Raw genomic sequence first — 25,654 nt, 5'->3', positions numbered from 1 at the left:
CTTTTCAAAATGATGCTGATTAAGGACTACTATGTTTGCAGCTTATAAAAATCGTAGCGTAGGCTTTCAACTTAAACTGGTGATTGTCTTCTGCCTCGTCATCGCATTTAGCGGGATCGCAACCTTAGTTTATCAAAACGCCTCAAAGCTGTTGTTAGAAACCAGCTTAAGGGAGCAGCAATCTAAACTAGATGCTGTCGCACAAACGGTAAGCGGTCAATTTAATGCCTATTTGGATTCGACTAAAGTGCTTAGCTCTACCTTTAAGAATGGTTATTTAGCTGGCTATGAAGTCGAAACCACCATTCTTGATTACGCAAACAAGAAGATCCAAAACGTTAGCCTATACGGCATGCCCTTGATCCATAACGAAGATCTAGTCGATACCTTTACCCAAGATACCGGAGCCTTTGCCACCATCTACTCCGCAATGGGCGATCAATGGTTAAGCATCGCCAGTTCTCTCAAAAATGACAGCGACCAACGTGATTTAAACCATGTTATCGATAGCCAGCATCCTGCTTATCAGGCCTTAAGCCAGGCGACTCCTTTTGCACAACAAACGGTCCGTTATGGTCATAGCTACATCGTATATTTTGATCCGATTAAAGACTCTGAAGGCAAAGTCGGTGCGGTGTTTGCGGTCTCTTTACCCGTAGAAAAAGCCACTGCTGCGATCCTCGCATCTTTAACCAACATCAAGTGGGGCAGCACTGGCACCACCATCGTCGCCGATCAGGAAGCTGAGCACCAAGGTCAATACCTACTCGGTTCAATTGGTAATAATGAAACTAACTTGCTCAAATTTAGTGATGCCGATGGGCAGCAACCTTTTGCTAACTTAAGCGATAGCCAACAAGGCATGATCCGCTTCCCTGTTGAAGTGGATGGCAAACGTTTAGAAAAATATTTGGTCTATACCCAGGTACCAGGTTGGAACTGGCGACTCATTGGGGGGACTTTGGTGAATGAGTTGACCAAAGATAGCCAAACACTACTCAAATTAATTGCTGTGATTGCACTTGCGATTGGCCTTGTCACCTACGCCGTCATGACCTTAATTATTAAGCAAACCATTCGCCCACTAAGTCGCCTGAAAGTGTTTATGGACCGTTTGGGTCAAGGCGAGGTAAGTATCTCGGTGCCAACTGGCTCTAGCCAGTCCCAGAATGAAATTGAACAGTTAACTCAAGGCGTCGCCAAAATGGCAGCCCAATTACACTCACTAGTAGGAGAAATCAATCAAACCAGTAATCAGGTTAATGAGCAGTCTTCCAATGTGGCGCGCCATGCCGATACCAACTTGACTCAATCGGATTTACAACAGCAAAAAGTAGAGTTGGTGGTGAGTGCAACCGAACAACTCGCAGCCTCTGCCCAATCGGTTGCCGAGCAAGTAGAAACCATTGCTGAAAATGTGCGTTTAGCTGATGTCGACACAAAATCGGGTTTAGAGGTGGTCGATCATGTCAGCAATAACATCGTATTATTAAACGATCAGCTCAACAGCTCCTCGCAAGCGATAGAACAAGTCGAAAAAGACAGCCAGCTTATCTATAACATCACCAAGATGATCGATGAGATTGCAGAACAAACCAACCTACTCGCCTTGAATGCTGCCATCGAAGCAGCCAGAGCCGGCGAACAAGGCCGTGGCTTTGCGGTGGTTGCCGATGAAGTTCGCACCCTCGCCCACCGAACCCAAGTCTCCGTGAAGGACGTGGTAGACATTATGGGACAACTGAAAAATTCAACGGATAATGCTGTTGGCCTTACCGAGAAAAGTCGCCAACAGGCAAATGCACTGTTATCACAATCGGAGAATGCGGGTTCTTCTCTAGAAGCGATCGCATCGCAAGTCTCAGCAATCGCCGAACAGTCACATTCCATCGCTACCATCGCCGAGCAACAAGCTCAGGTTTCTTTACAGGTTGCCAGTAATTCAAGTGAAATCCACGAACTCAATCGAGAGAGCCATTCCACCAGCCTAGAAACCGCTGAAAGTGCTCGGGCACTACAACAACAGGCTGATTCCCTCAAAGAACAGTTTAATTTCTTCCACTAAATACAGTGCGAGTCTGCCCTCATGTAGACTCGCCAATCACTGAAGACTATGCCGAATAAAACAATCCCTAATCACATCCAGCAAGTAACTGTGTCTCTGCAAGCAGACGCCGATTTTAGTTCGATCCAACAGGCGCTCGACAACGCACCAGATGATCATTCACCCTATTTAATTTATATAGCCAACGGTCGTTATCAAGAAAAGATTAAAGTGACTCGAGCGAACACCCAGCTCATCGGCGAAAGCCAAACCCACTGCATTGTCAGTGCCACTATGGCCAACGGCATGATTGACTCGCAAGGTAGGAAATTTGCCACCTTTAATAGTTACACGCTTTGTATTGACGCAGCTGACGTACAGATCCGCTCGCTAAGCATTGAAAATGGCTTTGATTTTCCAGCCAATGCGGCTAAAGCGGAAGGTGACCCAAGCAAACTAAAACATACCCAAGCAGTCGCCCTCGCCTTAGGTGACAATGCCGACCGCGTTCAGTTAATCGATCTCGATCTGCAAAGCTATCAAGATACCCTGTATTTACGTGCCGGACGTTGTTACTTGAGCCACTGCCGTATCGCTGGCACCATCGACTTCATTTTCGGAGGCGGAGTTGCCCTCATCGACAAATGCGAGATCGTAGCTCGTAATCGAGAAGCGCAACACCACGAGCAAGTCTATGGCTATATTAGTGCGCCTTGTACCGACATCAAGCAAACACATGGCTTGGTATTTCGCCATTGCCAGCTCAGCAAAGAGCCCGGTGTACCAGCTAATAGTTATGCTTTAGGACGGCCATGGCACCCAACCACACAATTTAGTGATGGTAACTATGCCGACCCTAAGGCAATTGGGCATGTCGCCTTTATCAATTGTGAACTCGACGACCACCTCTACGGATGGGATAAAATGAGCGGTCGGGATATCCAGCAAAATATTATTTGGTTCAGGCCTGAAAATTCTCGTTTTTGGGAATACAACAATAGCGGTGCGGGTGCCAAATCACGCGATAAACAACGACCTCAGCTCACAGAACAACAAATGCAGCATTATCAACTAGAGCATATTTTCGGCGATTGGCGGCCCTCGTTGTACCAAGCTAACCAAGCCGAATAAGATGATTCTGGATCAATTTCGATTCAGTCGACAAGCGTCAGGCCAATTCAAAATAGTTTGAGGCCAGCTCTTTAAAAAGCTTCGTTACCCGGCTTGTCACTGATGAGGCTGAGCCAACTTGATATGCAGCCTCAATCGATATACATCATACAAAAATTACACTCAGGTAGATAAACTGAAATATTCAGTTTATCTACGCCTGCATTTTAAAGGAAAATGTCTATCTTCATCAACCAGAGAGCTTGCCTCACCCGCTTTAGCCTCGATAAAAATACGCCTTTACCAGCCTGGCAAAAGGTCATGACCCCTTTGGCAAAAGAGCCTTCGTCAGCCGCTTTTCAAGTGTTCGTAGAGGCCACGATAGCTTCCAAGTGAAGGAACGATATGCACTCTCAAACAAGTTACGGTAATCACTTTCTGCGCGTTGCAACCGCAATATATGTTCCACCAGGACAGGGTCTAATTGGGACAAATATTGCTGATATTGTTGATAAAGTTGCTCAACCAAGTCGGGATCTCCAGCCAAAATGGCCTGATAGGTTTGCTCTGCCAATCGAGCAAGCTCGCCTTCCCGGTGAACGGCAGATGCAACATTTCTACGAAGCTTCTGCTCAATGAAACTACCACCGCCCTGAGTTATGAGGTCCAGTTCAAAACGTTCAGATATTTGCCTCCTCACCGTTTCAGGCGAAGCCAATAAGTCGGCAAAGTCTACGACTAAACGAGAACTTTGATTAGTTTCACGGTAGGCCAAGAAATTGTAATTAAGCCATAACATTAAACCTTTAGCCTGAGAGAAACCATCACGCTTCGCCAATGAACCCGCCACCTCAACAGGATTACGGATCATCAATAAGTAATTAACCTGGGCAGGGCTTCGCTCCAACACTGGCCGCCATAGAGGCAATAATACGGATACCCGAGGGTCTTTCATTCCCCATACCGCTGAACCAGCATATTCCTGTTCAATCAATTGCAGTGCCCGTTGTTGCCATGCCTCAGAAAAACTGCGAGCCGGATGAAGGCAATAACAGGGGTCTTCCCAAGAACTGCCTAATTCATCAAATAACTGATCGTTGAAGTCGACTAAGTGAGCATTTTCCCAGAAACCTTTATCATTGACCCCAGCTTGCGCTTTAAATAGGTGTTTACCCATAAAAACACCAAACTGGGCAAGCTCACCCGATAAGGCTGAAGTCCCACTACGATGCATGCCAATAACGATGATGGCCTTTGCTTCCATAACAATATCCTTTGACTTTATTTGGTCGGTTTTAGCAAGCGAACCTTTGCAAACCATGATTGATAATGTTCACTCAATCATTCTCAGTTAGTCATTCTCAAAACCGTCGCTCGAGCTGCTAAGCCGCAGTTCACCATGAACTTAAACTTGAACTTAAACTTAAACTTAAGAGCAATTTCAATAATCTTACACCGCTGCCCAAGATCCATCATTCTCAGTTAGTCATTCTCAAAATCGTCGCTCGAGCTGCTAAGCCGCAGTTCACCATGAACTTAAACTTGAACTTGAACTTAAACTTAAGAGCAATTTCAATAATCTTACACCGCTGCCCAAGATCCATCATTCTCAGTTAGTCATTCTCAAAATCGTCGCTTGAACTGCTGGGCCGCAGTTAATAGTGGACTTGGGATCAATTTCAATAATGTTAAACCGCTGCCCAAGACCCATCTCATTCTCAGTTAGTCATTCTCAAAATCGTCGCTTGAACTGCTGGGCCGCAGTTAATAGTGGACTTGGGATCAATTTCAATAAATATCCCCTCAGTCTCATGTGCAAATTAGCATGACACTGGTCAGCCAACAGTAAACTGCTACCCGCTAACTTAAATTCACCAGAGAACACATAATTTTTAGCATAACGCCGATGGATTGCTGACTTTATTTCAGCCCAGTTAATACCGGGGAACTCAGCCCCATATTCTGCTTCAATTTTATTGATACAAACCAACTCCGCTTGATGCATTTTCTGATCATTAAGAGAATAATTATTTTCGTGAATAATATGCTTTGCAAGAGGAGCAGAAACATAGTCAAATCGACAATAGCGGGATAGCTTCAGCCACAGATGCCAATCATCAACGCCCATCAGACGTCGATCATCATCGAAACCTGAGACCCTTAAAATCATATCTTTGCGAGCAATAACGGTGCAACACATGATCAGGTTTTCATTGACCAAGTCTCTTCGGATTTGTTGTTGCTGCAGAGGCTTTAGTCGAGTTTGTTTGGTCTGCTTAAACTGACAGAGCTCCACATAGGCATTACTAAAGACTAAGCCGACCTCAGGGTCATCGAATAAGGGGAGTTGAGAAGAGAGTTTGTGACTTTCCCACAAATCATCTTGATCACAAAAAGCAATAAAGGGCGCGCGCGACTGCTCTATCGCAAAGTTTCTAGCATGGGCAACGCCCCCATTGGGTTTACTAAACGCCCTTATCTTGGGATTGCTGCTGGCAAGTGATTCAATCAACGACCTTGAACCATCCGTTGAACCATCATCGACCAATATAATTTCGAAATCTGAAAAATCTTGTTGTAGTACTGAATCAACGGAGGCTTCAAGTAAACGCTCTCCGTTGTATACGGGAATAACAACGGACACCAAACACGCAGCCATTATCAACTCCCTGTTTTTTGACTAAATTAACTGCTTCCTACAAAGATTAGCTTAAGACGCGCCTTATACAACAATAAACGAGCAGCAAAACTCGGGGCTTCACTTAACGCCTGTTTAATAATCGGGATTGCGGCCTTAGGTTGGCCGCGCCAAATCAACTCGCGGGCCCAATTTAGGCGAACCTTAGCTTTAATCATCGGCGCAATAGCCTCGAGCTTACGAGCCGGTTTAGTCGTAAGAAATCGGTCAATCACTTCCAAATTATCCGCATAAGAACAGAGTTGAGAACCCAGGCTGTTCTCAACACTTTTTTTATGCACCAGCACTCGATTAACAAAGCCAATCATGCCAAGGCTGGCAATTTTATAATAAACATCGATATCTTCGGCGGTAAGTAAACGAGTATCAAATAAACCGATGCTCAGTAATAACTCACGTTTCACCAGTACCGTTGAAGTCGTCAAATAAGGGTTAATGAATATTTGTTCGATAGTTTTATCTTCAAATGTGAGTCCACTTTCGGTCTCTGTTTGGTTCAACTCACTATCGTCACTACAATCTCGAGTATAACAAGCCACCCAATGGGGGTTTTCCTGCATCGCTTCGAGTTGAATCGCCAATTTATCCGGATGCCAATAATCATCAGCATCTAAAAAGGCAATCAAATCACTGGTGGCAACGCTTATCCCTGCATTTCGCGCCGCAGAAACCCCAGCATTTTGTTGCTCGATATAAATAATACGATCCAAATATCCACTTAAAATGTCTGCAGTTGCATCGCTAGATCCGTCATTCACCACGATAATTTCGCTCGCAACAGCTGACTGAGCCAATACCGAAAGGATGGCTTTTTCGATAAAACTTTGAGCATTATAAGCTGGGATAATGACACTCACAGTTAAGTTATCTTGCATAAGTTCCAGCTTCCGCACTGCTATATTGCATTTGTTCAACAGCATCATTCAGTTGCTGTAACAAACGATTTTGTAAATTTTCATCGCTCAGATAACAACGCTTAGTGTTGGCAAGCGCAGCTAGATTGGCAATGGTTTCATCTTTACTCTTTATACTTGAGTTTCGAGCTTGTGGTGGATACCAATCTTTCCCAAAACCAAAGGATCGCACCGTACGTTTAAACTCATCTTTAAGATACTGCTTGGTACCAACATTAGCATAATGAATATACGGTCTGATCGTTGTCGGTTGGAAGTCAATATTGATGGTATCTAACCAATCTTTCCATTTTACGGTATTCACTTTGTCCGATAATAAAACTGGATGCCAAGGGATCCGCAAAGCATCGGCGACAATCGCACCATGCATTGCTTCGCAAAGCATTAAACGACACTGCTGCATCTCTGCAAATACTCGCTCAACCGACCATTCAGGAGAAATAAACCGGTAACCACAGCTCTCTGCGATATTTTGCCAGTCGGCACTGCGACAACTTAAATAATGCGGCATAAAACCAATATCACCACTGGCTTGATGTTTTGGCTGCATCACATTGCGTAACAACAGTGCCGAATCTGTGATCGCACAACTGGGATCTAAATTCAGTGATTTTGCTGAATAAGGCCCACGCACGGCATGCACTTTCCAAAGCTCAGTCACTTGGGGGATGTCGCCATATCCCACGCCTGAACCAACAATATGTAGAGTTTTATCACTTGGTAAATGATGATTGAGCAAGGTACCTATACCGACTAACAATTCAGAGGGATCATCATTGAAAAAGTCAGGAAGTAGCTTCGGCCATAACCAAGGATTTAAGTCATCGCCAAAGTTGCCGATGTCGTCTTTATAATAAAATAGCTGCATCAGCGATACTCTCGCCATTGATGATGAATCGTACTTTGCTGCATAGCGGTTCTCATAAACTCACTTTCAAGGTGATATAAACTGCGATAATAATCGCCCAGGCATAAAACATACAACGCCATACCATTTGTGCGGATAGCAGTTCTGCCAATACCGGGCGGATTTTCATCAAACGAAGGTGACTCGCGGTTTGCATTCCCATAAAGATAAACAACAACAATGTAAATTGTCGACTAAGGAAAAATGCAGTCACCATAAAGCCGACCATAGAATAAAATAAGGTCTTATTGAGACTGGCTTCTTCTGCGTATTGTTCCAGTTTCTCTTTTTCAAGCTCGGCGCTCAACTGGTCATCATTCTCAAGCTCTGCGTCAGAACGCTTTAAAAACATATATCCAATCAGCATATTTAGGATCAAAGTGCCGCCCCAAAAACTGTAACCCGGCACCCCGAGTTCAGCGGCGACATGAACATAAGAGTTATGTGCAACAATGCCATGGACGTCCACAAAATTGCCCATGCCAACACCAAATACCGGACTAGAAATCAACATTTGAATACCATCGTACCATGCATCAAGTCGCCCATGAGCGGATGACTCGGAAGCCGATAAGCCCCCAAACGAAGCCAACAATGTTGCGGCAATGGGGGCGCTAAACACGATAAATAACACCAGGCGAGCGCCCGCATTACTGATTAAAAAATAAATCGCTATCACTGCGATAGAACCCAACAAGGTGCCTCGCGAGCCAGTCATATAGACGCCGTAGCCTAGGGCCACAAGCGCAGCTAACATTAATAATTTAACTAATTTACCGCCACGGCCATAAAAATACCCCACAAAAGGAATATTCATCACTAAAAACATACCTAAGTCATTTGGATCACTGAAGAAACCCAGATAACTAATCCGCATCTCCTCTCGACCTACCGTAATACTGCCACCGATCCCAGAGCCAAAACGGCCATTAAACGTACTTTGCTGTACATGCCCGTTATATACCATGCCAAGGGCAGCAATAATGCAAACCACCATCAACCAACGCTGCCGACTAGGTGAGGTGATTAATACGCTGTACAAAAAGAATGGTACGATGGAACTCACAAATAAACGCTGCGCCTGAAAAATCCCGCCAGTCCCCCAGCCATTTAAAAAGGCGGACCCCATAATCAACGGCACTAAAGCTAACAACATATAATGCTGCGGGTAGAGCTTCATCGGGCGGAGCGTCAATAATGTCAATACTAAAGACGAAATCGCAAACACCTTAATGACAATATAATTCGCGGTTTCATAAGAAAACTCATGAGGACGGATCAATACCGCAATGGTGTACAGATATAAGAAAAAAAAGCCTAAAGGAGCCGTTTGCTCTTTAACCGGAAATTGTCTCCGCATCCCCTTACCCGCATTCATGTTGGAATGACTTTGTTGATTAACTTGAATAACTTTACCCTCCATGGACGTTTCGCGAGACAAAGATTAGCCATTTCTGTTTCTTCAGCAGCAAATTGCGTTTTATAGCCGCCCAACTTTCCTGCCATCATAAAATCATAAATCGTCGTTTTGCTATGCAACAGGCTCCAAACGTGTAAGGCGAAACCTGGAGAGCAATGGGCAAATTGAGCGTCATCCCAGCCAGATTGATAAAAATGTAGATGTTGTTTATCCAGCAAGAAGTAGTTTAAGGCAATCGCTTTTTGGCCAACAAACAGGCCACTCATTGCAACATGATTGGCATATTCGCGTCGAAAATCACCATGAAACTGAATAAAACGAGCCGCAGAGAATGCCCCCAATTGTCCTTGGTTTTGCCAACGCCCCTGGTGCATGGCAACCAAATCTGGCCAATAATGCTCCATCTCCGACAAGCTTAGCCATTTAAACACAGCTGACGAGTGCGCTAGTGTTTTGCTGGCTCTACGCCACTTAGAACGCCCATTACGCGATAGCTTAGCAATTGACCATTGTTCGCAATTCACCGAATAGGATTTCGCAGGATAACACTGACAGTGTTTTACTCCAGCCAACAACTGATACAAATGACTTGAGACATGAATCGCCCGACACAGCAATAAATCAAAATCGAGATTTTGTAAATACAAAGATAACACCGGCAATGCTTGCTGTTGGTAATTCGGCATCACTAAAACATCAATATATTCCGAGGCTAACTCAGCCTCTTCTTCTTCACCTTGTGCCAACAGCGACAATTTTTTAAGACCAAAGCCTGCTTTCAAGATTTGCCGATAAAAGGGAGCAACGGCTACCAACTGCCCCTCAGCGAAGCCAGCATAGACGAGCAGCTGCCAATCCTCCTGCCAGTAAACCTTTAACCAGTGTTTAATCCACTTGAACTGACTGAACAACGAAGCTTGACAAGTATCCGCAAGTTGCTCCCATTGAGGCTCGAGGCGCATCAACTCATCCAGTTGAGTAATTACACGCCAATCTACCGCTGTTTGACTCATGCGCTAAACTCTTCCACAAAGCAAGAGACAACAGCATAGATATAAACGTCCCCAGCATCCTTGCCTACGGTGTGACATAGCCCACAGCCCATTGTTTCGTTCCCTGTAACATCTCTCATCAGCGAAACTATAAGCTCGATTAGCGTAACCAGCTTAATTTAAGTTTGATGCTCAGAATCAGCATGCGCGATATACCAAGGCATGGCTCTGGCCAAACCTTGGCCGATATTAAATGCAGGCGCATAACCTAACAATTTCTGCGCCTTACCAATATCAGCTCGAGAATGTCGCACATCACCCGCCCTAAAATCACGATACTCAGGGACCGATTGTCGAACCACACCATGAATTGCTAAATTTTGTTGTAGCAACTCAAATAACTCGGTAAGGCTGGTTTGATCATTCAGTGCCACATTAAAGACTTCACTTTGACTTAAGCCCGCAGTTGCCGCCAAAATATTCATCTGCACCACGTTGTCGATAAAACAAAAATCTCGACTGGTTTGGCCATCGCCATTAATAAAGACTTGTTGCTCATCAATTAACGCCGCAGTCCATTTGGGAATGACCGCTGCATAGGCACCATTTGGATCTTGTCGTGGACCAAACACATTAAAGTAGCGCAAACCAATAGATGGAAAGGCATAAGTCCGCTCAAATACCGAACTATACAATTCATTCACATACTTGGTCACCGCATAGGGTGACAAAGGATTCCCAATGACCTCTTCAACCTTAGGTAAGTCAGGATGATCGCCATAGGTAGAGCTAGATGCTGCATAAACAAAAGCTGTGACCTGTTGTTCTTTAGCAGCCACCAGCATATTCAAAAAGCCTGAAATGTTTACGCCATTGGTGGTAATTGGATCGTTGATCGAGCGAGGCACCGAGCCCAAAGCCGCTTGATGTAAGACATAATCGGCACCTGCAACAAACTGCTTGCAGTGTTCTAGTTCTCGAATATCACCTTCTATAAATTGGAAACGCTGCCACTGCTGCTCACTCACTAAACCTTGGACTTCATCCAAATTGTGTTGATAGCCAGTGGCAAAATTATCTAAACCAATCACTCGCTGATTTAGCTTCAGTAAGGCCTCTAAGAGATTTGAGCCAATAAAACCAGCGACACCAGAAATAGCCCATACTTTGGGTTCGGCCTTTAATGTTGCGCATACCTGTTCAAAACGATTCACCATGAACTCCTATTACAAACGTAGGTCGCTGTCTTTCACTGGAAGTAAATACTTCAAATCATATAGTACATGTTTAGCTTTACCATAGGCTCGAATATCCTGCACCGACATCTCTTTAAACTGCTGATGAGCGACCGCCAGAATAATAGCCTCATAGCTATCAGCCGCTGGCTGTTCAACTAAATCAATGCCGTACTCTGCATGACATTCTTGTTTATCAGCCCAAGGGTCAAAAACATCAACCTGCACCCCATATTCAGAAAACTCATGCACGATATCAATCACTTTGGTGTTTCGGATATCAGGGCAGTTTTCCTTAAAGGTCAAACCTAAAATCAATACACGACCTTGATTTACCGAAATGTTGCGTTTCACCATTGCTTTCACGCACTGACCCACCACATAACGCCCCATATTATCGTTTATCCGACGACCCGCTAAGATAACTTCTGGACGATAACCGATTGACTCAGCTTTATGGGTTAAATAGTAAGGGTCAACACCAATACAATGTCCGCCAACTAAGCCCGGTCTGAAAGGAAGAAAGTTCCATTTGGTGCCCGCGGCTTCTAATACTGCTTCGGTATCAATATCAAGGCGATTAAAAATCAAAGCTAATTCATTGATTAATGCAATATTCACGTCACGTTGAGTATTTTCAATCACCTTGGCTGCTTCGGCGACTTTAATGCTAGAAGCCTTATGGGTCCCAACAACCACAATTTCACTGTAAAGATCGTCGACCACAGTTGCAATTTCAGGTGTGGAGCCAGAGGTAATCTTTTTAATCGTAGAAACTCGGTGAGTTTTATCGCCGGGATTGATTCGCTCTGGGCTATAGCCAACAAAAAAGTCTTGGTTAAATACCAAGCCTGAATGTTGCTCTAATACGGGCACACACTGTTCTTCGGTTGCACCAGGGTACACCGTCGATTCATAGACCACGATATCCTTAGGTTTGAGCACTTTTGCAACCGTTTCACTGGCTTTAATCAATGGAGTCAAATCAGGTTGTTTGTGTTCTGTAATCGGTGTCGGAACTGTAACAATAAAGACGTTACAGTTAGCCAATTCCTCGATCTGGCTGCTATAACTCATGTTATTGGCAACATCACTTAACTCGTCGTCACTCACTTCCTGAGTCAGATCAATCCCCCGCTGTAATTCAGCGACGCGCACCTGGTTAATATCAAAGCCAATCACTTTGCGTTTCTTGGCAAATTCAATGGCTAAAGGTAAGCCAACATAACCTAAACCAATTACAGCAATACTCACGTCCATGTACACACCTATGTGATAAAAATTATATAATCTGGGCTAATTAAACCGCATATTGAAGAAGAAAGTAAGAGTATAACTTGAGTTCTCAACAAAAGGCTGCTCAAAGTAGGACATCGAGCTAATTCCGTTGTATGCTCTTTATCAAATTTATCAATCCAACAAACAGGGAAAGATATGAGTAATCATCAGTTTGGAATGAAAAAATTACTAGTATTAGGTGCACTAAGTTTAAGCTTAGTCGCTTGTGGTGGCGATTCAGCCCAAGAGCATCTAACGAAGGCGACTAATTATCTGGCCGAAGGGGATAATAGTGCCGCGATTATCGAACTGAAAAATGCGATAAAGAAGGATGGTGAACTCGGACAAGCCCGACTTTCTTTAGGACGAATTTATTTGAATCGAGGCAGCTATCCAGCCGCACAAAAAGAATTGCTCAAAGCCTTAGCGCTTAACGCAGACAAAGCGCAAGTCTTACCGCTACTCGCAAGAAGCTATTTAAATCAAAATCAAGCCGACAAAATTTCTAAACTGATCCCTGATAATCGCCCCCTTGAAGCAGATGTAGAAACCGAACTGCTGGCCATTTATGCCCTCTCGCTATTTAGAGAAGGTCAAATCGATAAGGCTCGTCTCACTCTGAATCAGGCACAAGAGCTGGGCGTTGAGAATACCTACTCACGAATGGCAAGCGCCAGTATTTCTGCAGCTGATAAGCAATATGACCAAGCCAATAGTACCATCGATCAGCTGGCGCAAGAGGCGCCAAATAACACCGATGTTTGGCTGCTGAAAGGCCACTTAGCAACGCTCTCCAACGATATAGAAACGGCAGTGGCGGCCTATCGTCATGCCGTTGAATTGGCCCCAGATGCGATTCAATTCACCCTATATTTGGCGCAAGCATTAGTGAAAAACAAACAGTATTCGGAGGCCGAACCCTATCTCAATAGGATCTTAAAAATGGCGCCGAACCATATACTGAGTAACCAATTAAAAGCTTATATTCAGTTTCAAAAAGAAGATTTTGATAGCGCATTTACACTGGCCACTAAAGCCTTACAAAATGGTTCAAACAATACTTCAACCCAACTAATTGCAGGCATATCCGCTTACAAACTAAACAAGTATGAGCAAGCACTCACTCAACTTGAGAAAGTGATTACCAAAGACCCGGGCAACGCCCTTGCTCAACGCCTGTATGTGACCACCCAGTTTCGTATTGGTCAATTAGACTCTGCACTAGAGCAGCTTAACCAGAGTTCGCTTACCGACGCTCAAGATAGCAATTTTTTGAGTACCGTCAGCATCCAGCTCAACCAGCTGGGGAGAACTGAAGAGGCACTACAAATTGCCGAAAAGGCTGCCGCATCCGGTAACTTATCGGCCAAGGCTAAATTGGGCTTGTTACAACTAAAACAGAATGACCCCAAAGGTTTAGAGACCCTAAATCAAGTTCTCGCAGAAAATCCAGCGCAAACCCAAGCCTTCCTAGGGATCCAAGCCTTTCATTACAAGCAGAAAAAAACCGACGAGGTCTTTGCAGCACTTGAGCAATGGCTAGGTGAACACCCTAAAGACCAAGCGGTAAAATTGTATAAAGGCGCATTATTAGAGCAACTCGGTCGTTATCAAGAAGCACTGGATGCATACCAATCAGTTCTTAAAGATAACCCGAAAGATGTACCAGCTACACTATTTAGTTCTTCTGCTTATGTACAAATCGGTAAGGCCGAAAAAGCTTACCAAATTATTTACCAACTCAAGACCGAAAATCCAGAAAACTTGCGAGTGTTTCAATTTTTAATGGGGCATGCCAGCCAACTAGATAGAATGGCAGAGGTTAAAGCCTTACTCGATCAGCAGCTACTGGAACAACCCAACTCTAATCTATTGCAAGAACAATTAGGCCGCTACTTCGTCTTCAAAAAAGACTTCAAGCAAGCGATTACAAGCCTTGAACAGGTCGAGCCTTTGCTACGTAGCGACCAAATCTGGCAGTTAATTGGCGACCTATATTTACAAGATAAGCAGAACGACAATGCAATTAGCACTTATCGACGCTGGTTAGATAACTCTCCATTATCGTTAGCGGCTTATATTAAGAACATTAATGTATTAGAGGCTAATAATAAGCTAAATGAAGCTGTGGCGTTGAGCAACAGAGCAGTCAAAGTATTTAAAAATAATCAAAAAATGATTTTTTTAAATTCGGTATTGTTGCTTAAAACAGGCAATGCTGCGGCAAGCCAAGAGGCCTTAAATAGCCTCGCCCCAAACCAGTTGAAAACCTTAGCCGCGATTCAACAACAAGGTTATATTTATCTTACCCAAGAAAACTTGCCTTTAGCGATTAAGACTTTTGAAGACTTATATAGCAAGCATCCCAGCATGCAAACCGCAAATCGTTTAATTCAAACTTACAAAGACGCCAATCAACCCGAGCGTGCTGTTGCATTTGTAGAAAAAACACTGTCTGAGCATGGTGAAGCCGCACAACCATTACAGCTGCAATTAGCAGAATTACAAATGAGTTTAAACCCTCAGCAAGCTTTGCAAAGTTACCAGAAGATCATCAGTAAGGAGCCTGAAAACATTATTGCCTTGAATAACCTCGCGTGGGTATATCATGCGCAACAAGACAACCAACAAGCTTTAAAATACGCCAAACAAGTCTATCAACTCAAACCTGAACTCGCCCAGATTAAAGACACTTATGGCTATATGTTGCTTAAAGCGGGTCAAGCAGAAAAAGCCACCGAAATTCTGGCAGAAAGCTATCAACAGCAAGCCAATAACGAAATTGGCGTTCATTATGTTGAAGCGCTGATTGCGAGTAACAAACATAGTCAGGCGAGAACCTTGTTGAATAGTTTAATCGATCTCGATCCGGCCTTGCTGAATAAAAAAGCTGAGCTAGAAGCTCAGCTAAAATAACCATCTGACCAATGGTGAGAAAGCTTGCAGTTATTGCGGTAGGTACAAGCCCTTCGCAGGAGAATAAACAAAACCTTTTCTCATCATTAGGCTATTGTCTGATTTTGGTTTTGCTTTGAAGTTTGATGAATACATTTTTTTAATGTATTCATCATCATCATCATTTTTTCTGGCGGCCAGACAACCCTTGGCTACTTCTTTGTCAATATTCATCATCAGTTTTTGAAAACCAACCGGCAAGCTTCGCATCAGCATCGACGCACTAATATAGTAAGGCGCTCGCACACCATGGTAGTCGATAGCGGCCCCGAGCTGCTCAAACTTGATCCCTAAAAAGCTCATACTGCGTGCTAAACGAGGTTCCATCATGACAAACGCATGATGTGTGCCGGAGCGTACTGCAAGCGAAGCTATCGACAAATATAAACCTATCGCCAAAAATGGAAAACAGCGTAGCTCTTCTTCTGAGTAGGTTTGTTCATTAATGGCACCCGCTGCCGCGCCTTCAAAATTATCCGCTTTACGACGACGAAACTGAGGTCGTACCGCTAAACGAGAGATCTCACATATTTCTGAGCGTTCAAATTGATCCGGATGGAATTTCGCGCCTTCAATTGCCTGCGCGCAGTATTTCTCGATAGGAAGTAATTCATCTTTATGACTTGGGGATACAATCCGCACACAACCTGCAAAATCCGCACTGGGTTTGTGTTGGATCAAACAGAACCGAGAATATTCATCAAACTCATCTTGCTCCATCCCATCGTCTCGAATTGGCTCAAAGTTTAGTTCTTCACAATAAACGTCATGACGGATCCTAAACGCTTCATGCACGATATCGGGACGATAAGCAACCACAGGACGCAGATACTCGGCAAAATGTTGAGCAATTAACTTTGCTTCTCGTTTCACTAGCAGTGAAATACCACTTCTCACCATCGGCCCAATCACCGGATAGCTTGCCAAATTTTTTATGTATTTATTACGAATCATAAGGCACTCTCAAAGCTTTCGATCTAAAGCAACCCACTCACTCGCCAGAGTTAAAAGCAGCTAAATAATATCAATGACAAGGACTCAAAAACAAAAAAGCGCAGTACAGGGCTGCGCTTTTAATATCAACTAATGACGCTAACTCTTAGCGACGTTTTTATTAAGCCTTAAGCACGGCGGCGCAAACCAGCCAAACCTAATAAACCTAAACCAAATATAGCTAAGGTACCAGGTTCTGTCACTTCTCTGGCTGAGATAGCAAATGCAGCTTCAAGAGTATTGGTATCATCTTCTTCAGTTAAGAAACCAATACAGGTTTTACCTTCTGGACAATCGACATTCTCAACGAATGTTAGACCTAACAAACGAGTTGTTAAGGTGTATTCATAATCGTCTAAGCCGTCTACAGGGATGGTGAAGCTATTGCTTAAGAAAATCGCATCACCTTCCTGAGTGAAAGAAACACTGTCGTCTAATACAATGGTAAATAAATCGGCACAACCAGCCTCATTGATACCAACTGCACCATCTAAAGTGTCGCCATATTCACATACGCCGCCAGTAGGGTGGTTGTAGGTTTCTTCAAATTGAATTTCAAATTGTAGCGTTGGTCCAGCCGTTGGAGGCAACACCACTGGAGATGTTGGGCCTAAAAACAAACCATCGAATAAGGTCGCCGATACCAAAGTATCACCCGTTACTCCCCAGTTTTCATGGGTTAAACCTGTACCTTCAGAGAAAGCTAGAGCACCAACACCATTCACTACACTGGTGGTTACCGAGCCAGTTTTAGCATCGTCAACGATTAAAGAGCTTTGCAATTCGTTAGGGTTAACCTCTTTATAAGGTTGGCCCCAAGCCAATGTTTTAGGAAGCTCACCAGCAAAGAGTGTATCAAAGTCATCTAAGGTAGCACCTGAAGCGTTAATCCCTGTTGCGTCGCCAGCTTCTGAGACATAATCAGTGCCGAAACCCGCGTCGTTTAAGTAATCCCAATCCGTGATTAAAACAGCATTTGCCGAAAGGCTTGAAACACCTAAAGCTAATGCCATACCAGTCAATTTTAATTTATTCATATTGCCCGTCCATTTGGTCATCGCAGAGTTAAATACAAGTATATCAATGCAACTCAAATGCCAACTTAAAAAACAATTAGAAAACAATAATTTAAATAAAATGACATCCGTTTTCATGAGCGATATGTAAAATTTACTGACACCTCTAATCAAGCAACGACTCCCACTATATTTCAGCGAATAGTTGCTAAGTCCTCAATTTAAAACCACTTTTTTCGCAATCTTAAACACCAACCGTTGCAAAGGGTTCCGATTGCCCATTGGCCGCCAGGTTTTTTTAAAACGATTCCGGTAAGCATCAAAATGTAAACCATGGGGTGCGGTGACTAAATCACCTCGTTTTAAAAGGATTTTTAATACATAAGTCGCCGCCACGCCAGCACACAACTTCACTGCCATCGGCGTCGACGGTCCTTTCTTCGCGTGAAAATCGGCCTTACTTGGATCGACTAAATAAGGGCGCTGCAACATTGCGGGAGACAAACCAATTAAAAACTTAATATATTGCTCATTTTCATCTTGGCAGTCTTCAAAACGGAAATACTCTTCGTAATTCATACCACCAGGCATGAAACACAAAAATGCACAGCCCATACCGAGGGGGGCAGCGGTCACCAAAGGGATGTTTTTCTCTAGGCACTTCTGAAAAACTAACTTACGTGCCGATAGGGCAAAAAAATCGAGGCTATCAACATAAACATCCACCCCCTCTAAAAACTGGTCAACATTATGCTCAAATACACCCTCAGGAAAACTACAGATCTCGGCTTCGGGATTAATATCTAGGCAAACACTTTCCATCACCTTAACTTTATCTTGCCCAACGGTAGACATGAATGCGCCCGCTTGGCGGTTAAAGTTATGCACTTCATATTCATCAAAATCTGAAATATTAAATTTACCGACACCTAAACGCGCCAAGGTAACAATATGTTCGCTCCCCACCCCACCGGCCCCAGCGATGGCCACCCGCTTCCCGCGTAATAGTTGCTGTTCATCGTCGGTAAGCCACCCTATGTTGCGCGAAAATGCATCTTCGTAATTGAAACTCATCATTATTCATCCCTGTTATAACGTTTTTATCACAACACTTTATTTGATGTTCTTTTCATACTAGCTTGCCCTAGCCTAGAGTAAAAATTAATATGAGGCAGCATTTCAAGGAATAACTCTATATGCGGCTCATTCCAGTCATCGTAAGTCTTATCATCTTGGCGCTATACAGTAGCACCGCATCAAGCCAACTTGCCGATACCATTGAGCAGATCAAGCCCTCGGTGGTCGGCGTGGGAACGTTCAACAAATTAAACTCACCAAGAGCCACCTTACGTGGTACCGGATTTGCCGTTAGCGGCAATGTCATCGCGACCAATGCCCATGTCATTCCCAAAACCTTAAATCAACAACAAAAAGAACGCTTAGTGGTATTTGTTGGCCAAGGTCGGTCTCCCCAACTAAGGTACGCAACCTTGCTGGCAAGTAATCAACAGCACGACCTCGCACTCCTGAAAATTGAAGGAGAACCCTTAAGGCCAATGCGCGTGTCAAACCAAACGGTAAGGGAAGGCGAGCGATATGCCTTTACCGGTTTTCCTATCGGGGCAGTACTTGGACTTTATCCTGTCACTCACCGCGGTATCATTTCCAGTATTACTCCGGTCGTGATACCTGCGCGTTCAGCTCGAGAATTAAACCCTGCTCAACTCAAAAGATTGAAAGCGCCCTATAATGTCTATCAGCTCGACGCTACTGCCTATCCAGGGAATAGCGGAAGTCCGCTATACCACCCAGATACGGGCGAAGTCATAGGCATCATCAACAAAGTATTTGTCAAAACAACTAAAGAAGCGGTATTAAGTAACCCCAGTGCAATCAGTTACGCGATACCCGTGAAATACTTGAAGCAACTATTAGCAACCGTCAAACCACAGTAAAGCAACATGCTATAGCCAGCGGGCCTTTAAAGAGCCTGATCAGAATCAGTGATGGCCTGTTCAACCATGGCCAGAAGCGCCATGCTCAAGTTAGAGATGTAAATCTCGCAGGGAAGTCGTAGCTGCTATATTCAACTTCTTACACTGAACCATGAATAATTCAGCACAAGCGAAGGCATCACTGGCGGCGGAGTGAGAAACGTAGTCAGGTAAACCGTAGTGACGACGCAAATCATTCAGCTGAAAACTCTTATGTGCGCCAGTTCTCCCCGAATAACTGAGTTTCTTTTCAATCGCTAAAGTATCAATGATATACAAAGGACAGTGTTCAATGCCAAGGTATTGTTTAAAGTAAGCATCTATAAAATTTCGTTCGATGCAAGCGCCATGCACCAATAACACCTTACCTGATAAAGCTTGAAATAACAGACTAATGCCTTCTTCTAAAGGTAGCCCCCCATCAAGCATTTGCGGAGTAATTTGGTTTACTCTTGCACTATCCGCTTTTATGTATTGCCCGTGCGCAATGAACACCTCTTGCGCTTCAGCGATTTCTATCTGAGCAAGACTCATCGGCACCAGACCGATACTCAAAATTCGGTCTTCTTGAGGATCAACCCCTGTGGTTTCAAAATCTAAAGCCAAAAACTGAAGTGAGTTAAATGCAGCCGTAAGCGCGGGCAAAGGCGTCGATAAATATTGGCGGATCCCAAATGACCACGTGGGATCTGCAAGCATCGCTAAACGTTGCGCTTCTGGGGACAGCTTTTTAGCAAAGGTTCTTTTCAGCGTCTTAAACATGGTTTTTCGCTCACGCCTTAATAAACCGCAATTTGGCTACACTTTGTAGCTCACTGATGATTTTAAAGGCCTCTTTAAGATGTTTTCGTTCGAAACTGCTAAATAAAGCAGGCGCAATATGATTATTCGGTTCTTTACCTGCCTTTATCGCGTGCATCTGGTGAATAAAACGAACTTGCGAAATAAAATGATAAGCGCCAATAATGTTGTCACAACTATCCTGAGAAAGCGTGCCTTGTTCCGCAGCATAGCGAAAACGTTCCTCGGTTCCGGTCAGCGATCCTCCCGCAGCGAGACTGAATATACGGGCTAAATCGATAATCAGGTTCAAGGCAAATTTCTTAATATTTAAAGTATTACTATGCTCTCCGCCCTTTTCCAGGACCAAATTATTGAAAATCCCTAACGGAGGTTGGGTATCAACTGCGTCTTTGACTAAGGCAGGAATAAAATTACGGCTCTGCTGAATACACTGATGTAAATACTGCTGCATTTTATCAACCAATTCATGCTCGCCATAGATCGCACGAACTTCTAAAAAGACGCTAATACTCAATAATTTGTTGTATTCTGGGCTAGCCACCCACTTTTGATAATAGGCTTTCCATCGGCTTAAGGGCTGGCACCATTGAGCGGTAGCCGCCATATACTTACCATCACACAATGGATAACCACAGGCAGCTAAACCATTGCATACCTTCATCGCAAGATGCTGAAAGTAAACTCTATCAGCGGCACTAATCTCATCGGCCAGGACAATGGCGCTATCTTGATCGGATAACATATGGACTTCATTTCTGGCATGCGAGCCTGCCACCACCCATGCGTATGCCACTGGCGGAGGACCAAGTAGTTCCTCACAGAGTTGAATTAAACGACGCGTAAAAGCATCCATAATCATCGACATCACGCGCCCTTGAATTTCGGCGCTAACCCCACTGTCAACCAAAGACTCAAAAATCGACAAGCGCTCGTCTTTTAAGGTGGCCAACGAACCCACCGAACTGGCATATTTTATTTTTTCAATTAAAAATAACGCTTGAGTACGGTGATTATGTACCAAGTGAGAGGTGGTAAGTAAACCCACCACCTTTTGACCTTTTAATACAGGCAAGCAACGAATGTGATACTGCAACATCAAAGAAATGGCTTGGATCACCTTATCATCACTCTGGATCAGCGTCGGCTGTGGCGTCATCACTTGCTGGATAGGTAAGCTGCGGTCAATCCCCGTAGCAACCACACTACGGGTCATATCGCGATCCGTCACCAAACCCACAATGTCGTCGCCCTGCTTGACCACTGCGCAAGAGCTACGCTGCTCACCGCACATGACACGAGCGACTTCTTGGATCGGGGTATCGGCGTCGACAATCGCAATGTTTTTACTCGCAACTTCTCCCACCGAACGGAAGAACAGACCATTATCCTCTTTACGGGAATAATCCACCGCCGAACTCAAACGAACTAAAGCTTGCGTGGCAAAATAATTCTCGCACTCTGGATATTCTTGACAGATCCGCTGTAGCTGCTGATGAGGAATTAAGTAAAGTAAGGAATCCTCAATGGCAACCGCACGATAACCATCTTCTGCTTTATCTAAAGGGCCTAAGAAAGTAAAACCAAACTGATCTTCTTTGCCCAAACGAGCACGTAATTCGCCGTCTTTCAGACGTTGCTCGATCGCCCCGGTGCGAATAATATATAAGTAACGTTGTTCACATTGAGCGCTAAACTGTATCTCTTCACCTTGAGTTAAGTAACTCACCTTCACTGAATTAGCTAAGCTATCCACCAGAGCTGTTGGTAGGCGATCAAAAGGATCGAGCTTCACGAGAAAATCAAAAACATTGATAGTAAGGGAGGTACCCATTTTAAACCCATTAAAAATGAAACAGCGTTTTACATACTAAGTTGGCACAAAAAAAACAGCCCGTAGGCTGCGGATTTTAGCTTGGATAATGCTGATAACCCAGTTGCTCAGAAATATTCTTGCCGGCCTTATGTAATAAGCCGACATAATAAGACATGCGCTTTTCATCGAAACGGATGGTCGGGAAAGAGATAGAAATACCTGCAATCACGTTACCAAAACGATCGAATATAGGGGCTGCAATACAACGGAGTCCAGGTTCTTGCTCTTCGTTATCTTCCGCATAGTGCTGCTGTCTAACCACTTGCAGTTCCGCCAGTAGCTGTTCTGTATTTTCTAAAGTCTTATCAGTATGTTTAATAAACTCCACACCAGTAAGAACTTCACGGACAAAGCTCTCTTCACGCCCGGCCAACAATACTTTACCAATGGCAGTACTGTATAAAGGATTACGGCGACCAATACGCGACTGCATACGTAGATTGTAACCCGAATCAATCTTGTGAATATAAATGATGGAGCTTTCGTCTAAGGCACCTAAGTGCAAAGCTTCATTAGTATGCTCGGAGATATGCCGCATTTGTTTATCGGCTAATTCAATCAGCTCAACATATTCTAATGACCGAGCGCCTAACTCGAATAACTTAAGGGTTAAAGAATATTTATCAGCTTCCCCCTCTTGAGAGACGTAGCCTAAGGTCTTCATCGTTTGTAAAAAACGATAGGTAGTTGCCTTAGACATCATGAGACGTTGTGATAGCTCAGAGACCCCAATCTCTTTTTGCTCGCCCAAGGCTTGCAGGATGTTAAACACCTTTAATACCGACGATACCGCCTCAGGCTGAGTTGCCTTTTCCATTACTTTCCCTTACTTAACTATGTTTGTTGACATTATAACCAAAGCTTTGCGAACGACCACTAATTTTGAAAACGGTTTTCAGAATTTTGAAACCGCGCATATAATTCAACGATTACTTATGCCTTCTTACCAATTTTTTTAAAACGTAATTTCAAAAATAAATGGAAAGCGGTTCTATTTGTTGGTATATTGAGCGCATTAATAGTGACACTTCAATTGAAGCTATCACTAAATTAGGTAGTTTAGAGGAAATAACATGATTCTTGATTCATTCAACTTACAAGGCAAAGTGGCCATTGTAACTGGCTGTGATACTGGTCTTGGCCAAGGCATGGCATTAGGTTTAGCTAATGCGGGTTGTGATATCGTTGGTGTAAACATTGTTGAACCCACCGAAACCATCGAAAAAATGGCGGAAACTGGCCGTAAATTTATCGACATTCGCGCCAACTTGATGAAGTTAGATGACATTCCATCAATTGTCGAAACTGCCGTGAAAGAATTTGGCCGTATCGACATTCTGGTAAACAATGCCGGTATTATTCGCCGCAACGATGCGATTGATTTCTCAGAGCAAGACTGGGACGACGTGATGAACATCAACATCAAGTCTGTATTCTTCATGTCTCAAGCAGTTGCCAAGCAATTTATCGCACAAGGTGAAGGCGGCAAAATTATCAACATCGCCTCAATGCTATCTTTCCAAGGTGGTATTCGCGTGCCTTCTTACACCGCATCTAAAAGCGGCGTGATGGGTGTGACTCGTCTTATGGCCAACGAATGGGCTGCTCACGGCGTCAACGTAAATGCGATTGCCCCTGGCTACATGGCGACAAACAACACCACTGCCTTACGTGCCGATGAAGCCCGTAATGCCGAAATTGTTGGCCGTATTCCAGCTGCTCGCTGGGGCACACCAGAAGATTTAGCAGGACCTTGTGTATTCCTTGCGTCTAAAGCGTCTGACTACATCAACGGTTATACCATTGCTGTCGACGGCGGCTGGTTATCACGCTAAACGCGACAAAAAAAGAGAGTAATTAAAATAATGGTGGTTGATTTATCTTTTGCGCAAGCATTAGGTTTTGTGAGCTTTGCTTTAGGGATATCAACCTTTTATCAGAAAAATGATAAAACCCTGAAGATTGTGATGTTAATCTTCAATCTCAACCATTTCGTACACTATTTATTGCTGGGCTCAGTCGTTTCTGCGCTCAGCGCTTTACTTTCTGCGCTACGAACCGCAACCGCGATTTATGTTTCATCGAAAAAGGTTGCGGTGGTATTTATCAGCATTAGTTTGGCCAGTGGCATTTACATGTCCGATACCCTCTGGGATCTCTGGCCGATACTAGGCACGATTATCGGAACCTACTCGGTATTTGTACTGAAAGGTATTCCGATGCGACTCGGCTTCCTCGCAGGGGCTAGTTGTTGGTTAATCAACAACATAACGGTGGGCTCCATTGGTGGAACACTCCTAGAAATTACCGTGATCCATATGAACTTGATCACCATCTACCGTTTAACCCGTGAACGTCGCCAAGCGCTGACCCTTAATCACTAACACATTAGGTGAACTATGTTTGTATTTAACGACCAAATCACTTTAGAAGACCTCGGAGCAGGCGTTTCTCGTAAAGTTCTTGCTTATAGCGATAACATCATGACGGTTGAAGTGCACTTCGAAAAAGGAGCCATTGGCCCAATGCATAGCCATCCGCATGAGCAATTAACTTACGTCATGTCGGGCGCATTCGAATTCACCATTGGTGATGAAGTAAAAGTCGTCAAAGCCGGTGACACCATGTATAAACAGCCAAATATTGAACACGGCTGTGTCTGCCTAGAAGCGGGTGTGTTGATCGACAACTTCACCCCTATGCGTAAAGACTTCGTTTAATCACACTTTAATTTATCGCAGCAAATACTGCAGGAGAATTTAATGAAAATTGCATTAATGATGGAAAATAGCCAAGCTGGCAAAAACGCAACAGTACTAGACCAACTACAAACAGTTGTTGGTGGACTAGACTACCCTGTTTACAACGTGGGTATGAGCGATGAAAACGACCATCACCTCACATACATCCACCTCGGCATTATGGCGAGTATCCTTATCAACTCTAAAGCGGTTGACTTTGTCGTTACTGGTTGTGGTACTGGCCAAGGTGCGATGATGTCACTCAACATCCACCCAGGTGTGGTATGTGGTTACTGTTTAGATCCTTCTGATGCTTTCCTATTCAACCAAATCAACAACGGTAATGCTTTAGCACTAGCGTTTGCGAAAGGTTTTGGCTGGGGTGCTGAGCTAAACGTTCGCTATATCTTCGAAAAAGCCTTCACCACTGGTGAGCGTGGTCAAGGTTACCCACTAGAGCGTGCAGAACCACAACAACGCAATGCTGGGATCCTTAACGAGGTTAAATCTGCTGTCGTTAAAGAAAACTACCTAGATACATTGAAAGCGATTGACTCAGAATTAGTGAAAACTGCAGTTTCTGGTGAGCGCTTCCAACAATGTTTCTTCGACAACTGCCAAGTGCCAGAAATCGAAGCCTATGTAAAATCAATTTTAGGCTAAACAACCTAAAATTTAGC

22 protein-coding genes are annotated in these 25,654 nt (G+C 43.9%); 8 read left to right on the top strand and 14 right to left on the bottom strand.

All coding sequences use genetic code 11. The features are described from left to right. Positions 1-31 precede the first annotated feature (31 nt). Positions 32-2,065 carry a methyl-accepting chemotaxis protein gene (locus ACRRS0_RS03345; RefSeq protein WP_432454636.1) on the top strand — a complete coding sequence of 678 codons (2,034 nt, stop codon included), beginning with the start codon at positions 32-34 and terminating at the stop codon, positions 2,063-2,065. A gap of 48 nt (positions 2,066-2,113) precedes the next feature. After that, positions 2,114-3,175, top strand: a complete 1,062-nt coding sequence (locus tag ACRRS0_RS03340; RefSeq protein WP_432454637.1) for a pectinesterase family protein — start codon at positions 2,114-2,116, stop codon at positions 3,173-3,175. A gap of 298 nt (positions 3,176-3,473) precedes the next feature. Here ACRRS0_RS03340 and ACRRS0_RS03335 read toward each other — a convergent pair whose 3' ends face one another. The 8 genes from ACRRS0_RS03335 to tviB all read right to left on the bottom strand — a co-directional run bounded on the left by ACRRS0_RS03335 (position 3,474) and on the right by tviB (position 12,580). Then, positions 3,474-4,418 carry a sulfotransferase family protein gene (locus tag ACRRS0_RS03335; RefSeq protein ID WP_432454638.1) on the bottom strand — a complete coding sequence of 315 codons (945 nt, stop codon included), beginning with the start codon at positions 4,416-4,418 and terminating at the stop codon, positions 3,474-3,476. Positions 4,419-4,886: 468 nt separating this feature from the next. Next, entirely contained in the window at positions 4,887-5,813 is a 927-nt protein-coding gene (locus ACRRS0_RS03330) for a glycosyltransferase family 2 protein (protein WP_432454639.1), read from the bottom strand. A gap of 26 nt (positions 5,814-5,839) precedes the next feature. Further along, on the bottom strand, positions 5,840-6,727 hold the full coding sequence (locus tag ACRRS0_RS03325) for a glycosyltransferase family 2 protein (protein WP_432454640.1): 888 nt from the start codon (positions 6,725-6,727) through the stop codon (positions 5,840-5,842). After that, positions 6,717-7,634: a polysaccharide pyruvyl transferase family protein gene (locus ACRRS0_RS03320; protein ID WP_432454641.1), complete on the bottom strand. Its 918-nt coding sequence runs from the start codon at positions 7,632-7,634 to the stop codon at positions 6,717-6,719. The genes ACRRS0_RS03325 and ACRRS0_RS03320 overlap by 11 nt, the downstream gene beginning before the upstream one ends. Before the next feature lie 52 nt (positions 7,635-7,686). Next, on the bottom strand, positions 7,687-9,096 hold the full coding sequence (locus ACRRS0_RS03315) for an O-antigen ligase family protein (protein ID WP_432454642.1): 1,410 nt from the start codon (positions 9,094-9,096) through the stop codon (positions 7,687-7,689). Beyond that, on the bottom strand, positions 9,048-10,106 hold the full coding sequence (locus ACRRS0_RS03310) for a GNAT family N-acetyltransferase (RefSeq protein ID WP_432454643.1): 1,059 nt from the start codon (positions 10,104-10,106) through the stop codon (positions 9,048-9,050). Before ACRRS0_RS03310 ends, ACRRS0_RS03315 begins: the two co-directional genes overlap by 49 nt. A gap of 158 nt (positions 10,107-10,264) precedes the next feature. Further along, entirely contained in the window at positions 10,265-11,299 is a 1,035-nt protein-coding gene (locus ACRRS0_RS03305; protein ID WP_432456105.1) for an NAD-dependent epimerase/dehydratase family protein, read from the bottom strand. Between the two features lie 12 nt (positions 11,300-11,311). After that, positions 11,312-12,580 carry a Vi polysaccharide biosynthesis UDP-N-acetylglucosamine C-6 dehydrogenase TviB gene (gene tviB, locus ACRRS0_RS03300; protein ID WP_432454644.1) on the bottom strand — a complete coding sequence of 423 codons (1,269 nt, stop codon included), beginning with the start codon at positions 12,578-12,580 and terminating at the stop codon, positions 11,312-11,314. A gap of 174 nt (positions 12,581-12,754) precedes the next feature. Between tviB and prsT the strand changes: the two genes are divergently transcribed. Then, a complete protein-coding gene (gene prsT / locus ACRRS0_RS03295; RefSeq protein ID WP_432454645.1) occupies positions 12,755-15,514 on the top strand; it encodes an XrtA/PEP-CTERM system TPR-repeat protein PrsT in 2,760 nt (919 codons plus the stop codon). Positions 15,515-15,544: 30 nt separating this feature from the next. Here prsT and ACRRS0_RS03290 read toward each other — a convergent pair whose 3' ends face one another. The 3 genes from ACRRS0_RS03290 to ACRRS0_RS03280 form a co-directional block, all read right to left on the bottom strand. Further along, positions 15,545-16,507: a PEP-CTERM/exosortase system-associated acyltransferase gene (locus tag ACRRS0_RS03290; protein WP_432454646.1), complete on the bottom strand. Its 963-nt coding sequence runs from the start codon at positions 16,505-16,507 to the stop codon at positions 15,545-15,547. Between the two features lie 167 nt (positions 16,508-16,674). Further along, the gene (locus tag ACRRS0_RS03285) at positions 16,675-17,583 is read right to left on the bottom strand and encodes a THxN family PEP-CTERM protein (protein ID WP_432454647.1); all 909 of its coding nucleotides are present in this window, start codon (positions 17,581-17,583) and stop codon (positions 16,675-16,677) included. A gap of 195 nt (positions 17,584-17,778) precedes the next feature. Next, entirely contained in the window at positions 17,779-18,639 is an 861-nt protein-coding gene (locus ACRRS0_RS03280) for a ThiF family adenylyltransferase (RefSeq protein ID WP_432454648.1), read from the bottom strand. A 119-nt stretch (positions 18,640-18,758) separates the two neighbouring features. Between ACRRS0_RS03280 and ACRRS0_RS03275 the strand changes: the two genes are divergently transcribed. Beyond that, positions 18,759-19,517: a S1 family peptidase gene (locus ACRRS0_RS03275; RefSeq protein ID WP_432454649.1), complete on the top strand. Its 759-nt coding sequence runs from the start codon at positions 18,759-18,761 to the stop codon at positions 19,515-19,517. Between the two features lie 90 nt (positions 19,518-19,607). Here the strand turns inward: ACRRS0_RS03275 and ACRRS0_RS03270 are convergent, their stop codons facing one another. From ACRRS0_RS03270 to kdgR, 3 genes are all read right to left on the bottom strand, one after another. Then, the gene (locus ACRRS0_RS03270; protein WP_432454650.1) at positions 19,608-20,318 is read right to left on the bottom strand and encodes an exonuclease domain-containing protein; all 711 of its coding nucleotides are present in this window, start codon (positions 20,316-20,318) and stop codon (positions 19,608-19,610) included. A 10-nt stretch (positions 20,319-20,328) separates the two neighbouring features. Then, the gene (locus tag ACRRS0_RS03265) at positions 20,329-22,191 is read right to left on the bottom strand and encodes a DUF294 nucleotidyltransferase-like domain-containing protein (protein WP_432454651.1); all 1,863 of its coding nucleotides are present in this window, start codon (positions 22,189-22,191) and stop codon (positions 20,329-20,331) included. Between the two features lie 76 nt (positions 22,192-22,267). Beyond that, positions 22,268-23,050, bottom strand: a complete 783-nt coding sequence (gene kdgR, locus ACRRS0_RS03260) for a DNA-binding transcriptional regulator KdgR (protein ID WP_432454652.1) — start codon at positions 23,048-23,050, stop codon at positions 22,268-22,270. A 256-nt stretch (positions 23,051-23,306) separates the two neighbouring features. On the opposite strand from kdgR, the gene kduD reads away from it, so the two are divergent. The 4 genes from kduD to ACRRS0_RS03240 are packed head-to-tail and all read left to right on the top strand — an operon-like array spanning position 23,307 to position 25,637. Continuing rightward, positions 23,307-24,068, top strand: coding sequence for a 2-dehydro-3-deoxy-D-gluconate 5-dehydrogenase KduD (gene kduD / locus ACRRS0_RS03255; protein WP_432454653.1), 762 nt, complete (start codon positions 23,307-23,309; stop codon positions 24,066-24,068). A gap of 30 nt (positions 24,069-24,098) precedes the next feature. Continuing rightward, positions 24,099-24,617: a YgjV family protein gene (locus ACRRS0_RS03250; protein ID WP_432454654.1), complete on the top strand. Its 519-nt coding sequence runs from the start codon at positions 24,099-24,101 to the stop codon at positions 24,615-24,617. Between the two features lie 15 nt (positions 24,618-24,632). Continuing rightward, complete coding sequence (locus ACRRS0_RS03245) at positions 24,633-24,953, top strand: cupin domain-containing protein (protein WP_432454655.1); 321 nt, start codon at positions 24,633-24,635, stop codon at positions 24,951-24,953. Positions 24,954-24,995: 42 nt separating this feature from the next. Continuing rightward, a complete protein-coding gene (locus tag ACRRS0_RS03240) occupies positions 24,996-25,637 on the top strand; it encodes an RpiB/LacA/LacB family sugar-phosphate isomerase (RefSeq protein ID WP_432454656.1) in 642 nt (213 codons plus the stop codon). Positions 25,638-25,654: the final 17 nt, after the last annotated feature.

This window comes from Agarivorans sp. QJM3NY_29, from assembly GCF_050870835.2.
Taxonomy (GTDB): Bacteria; Pseudomonadota; Gammaproteobacteria; order Enterobacterales; family Celerinatantimonadaceae; genus Agarivorans.
The sequence above is the reverse complement of the archived record's forward strand: the minus strand, read 5'-3'. Positions and strand labels throughout refer to the sequence as shown.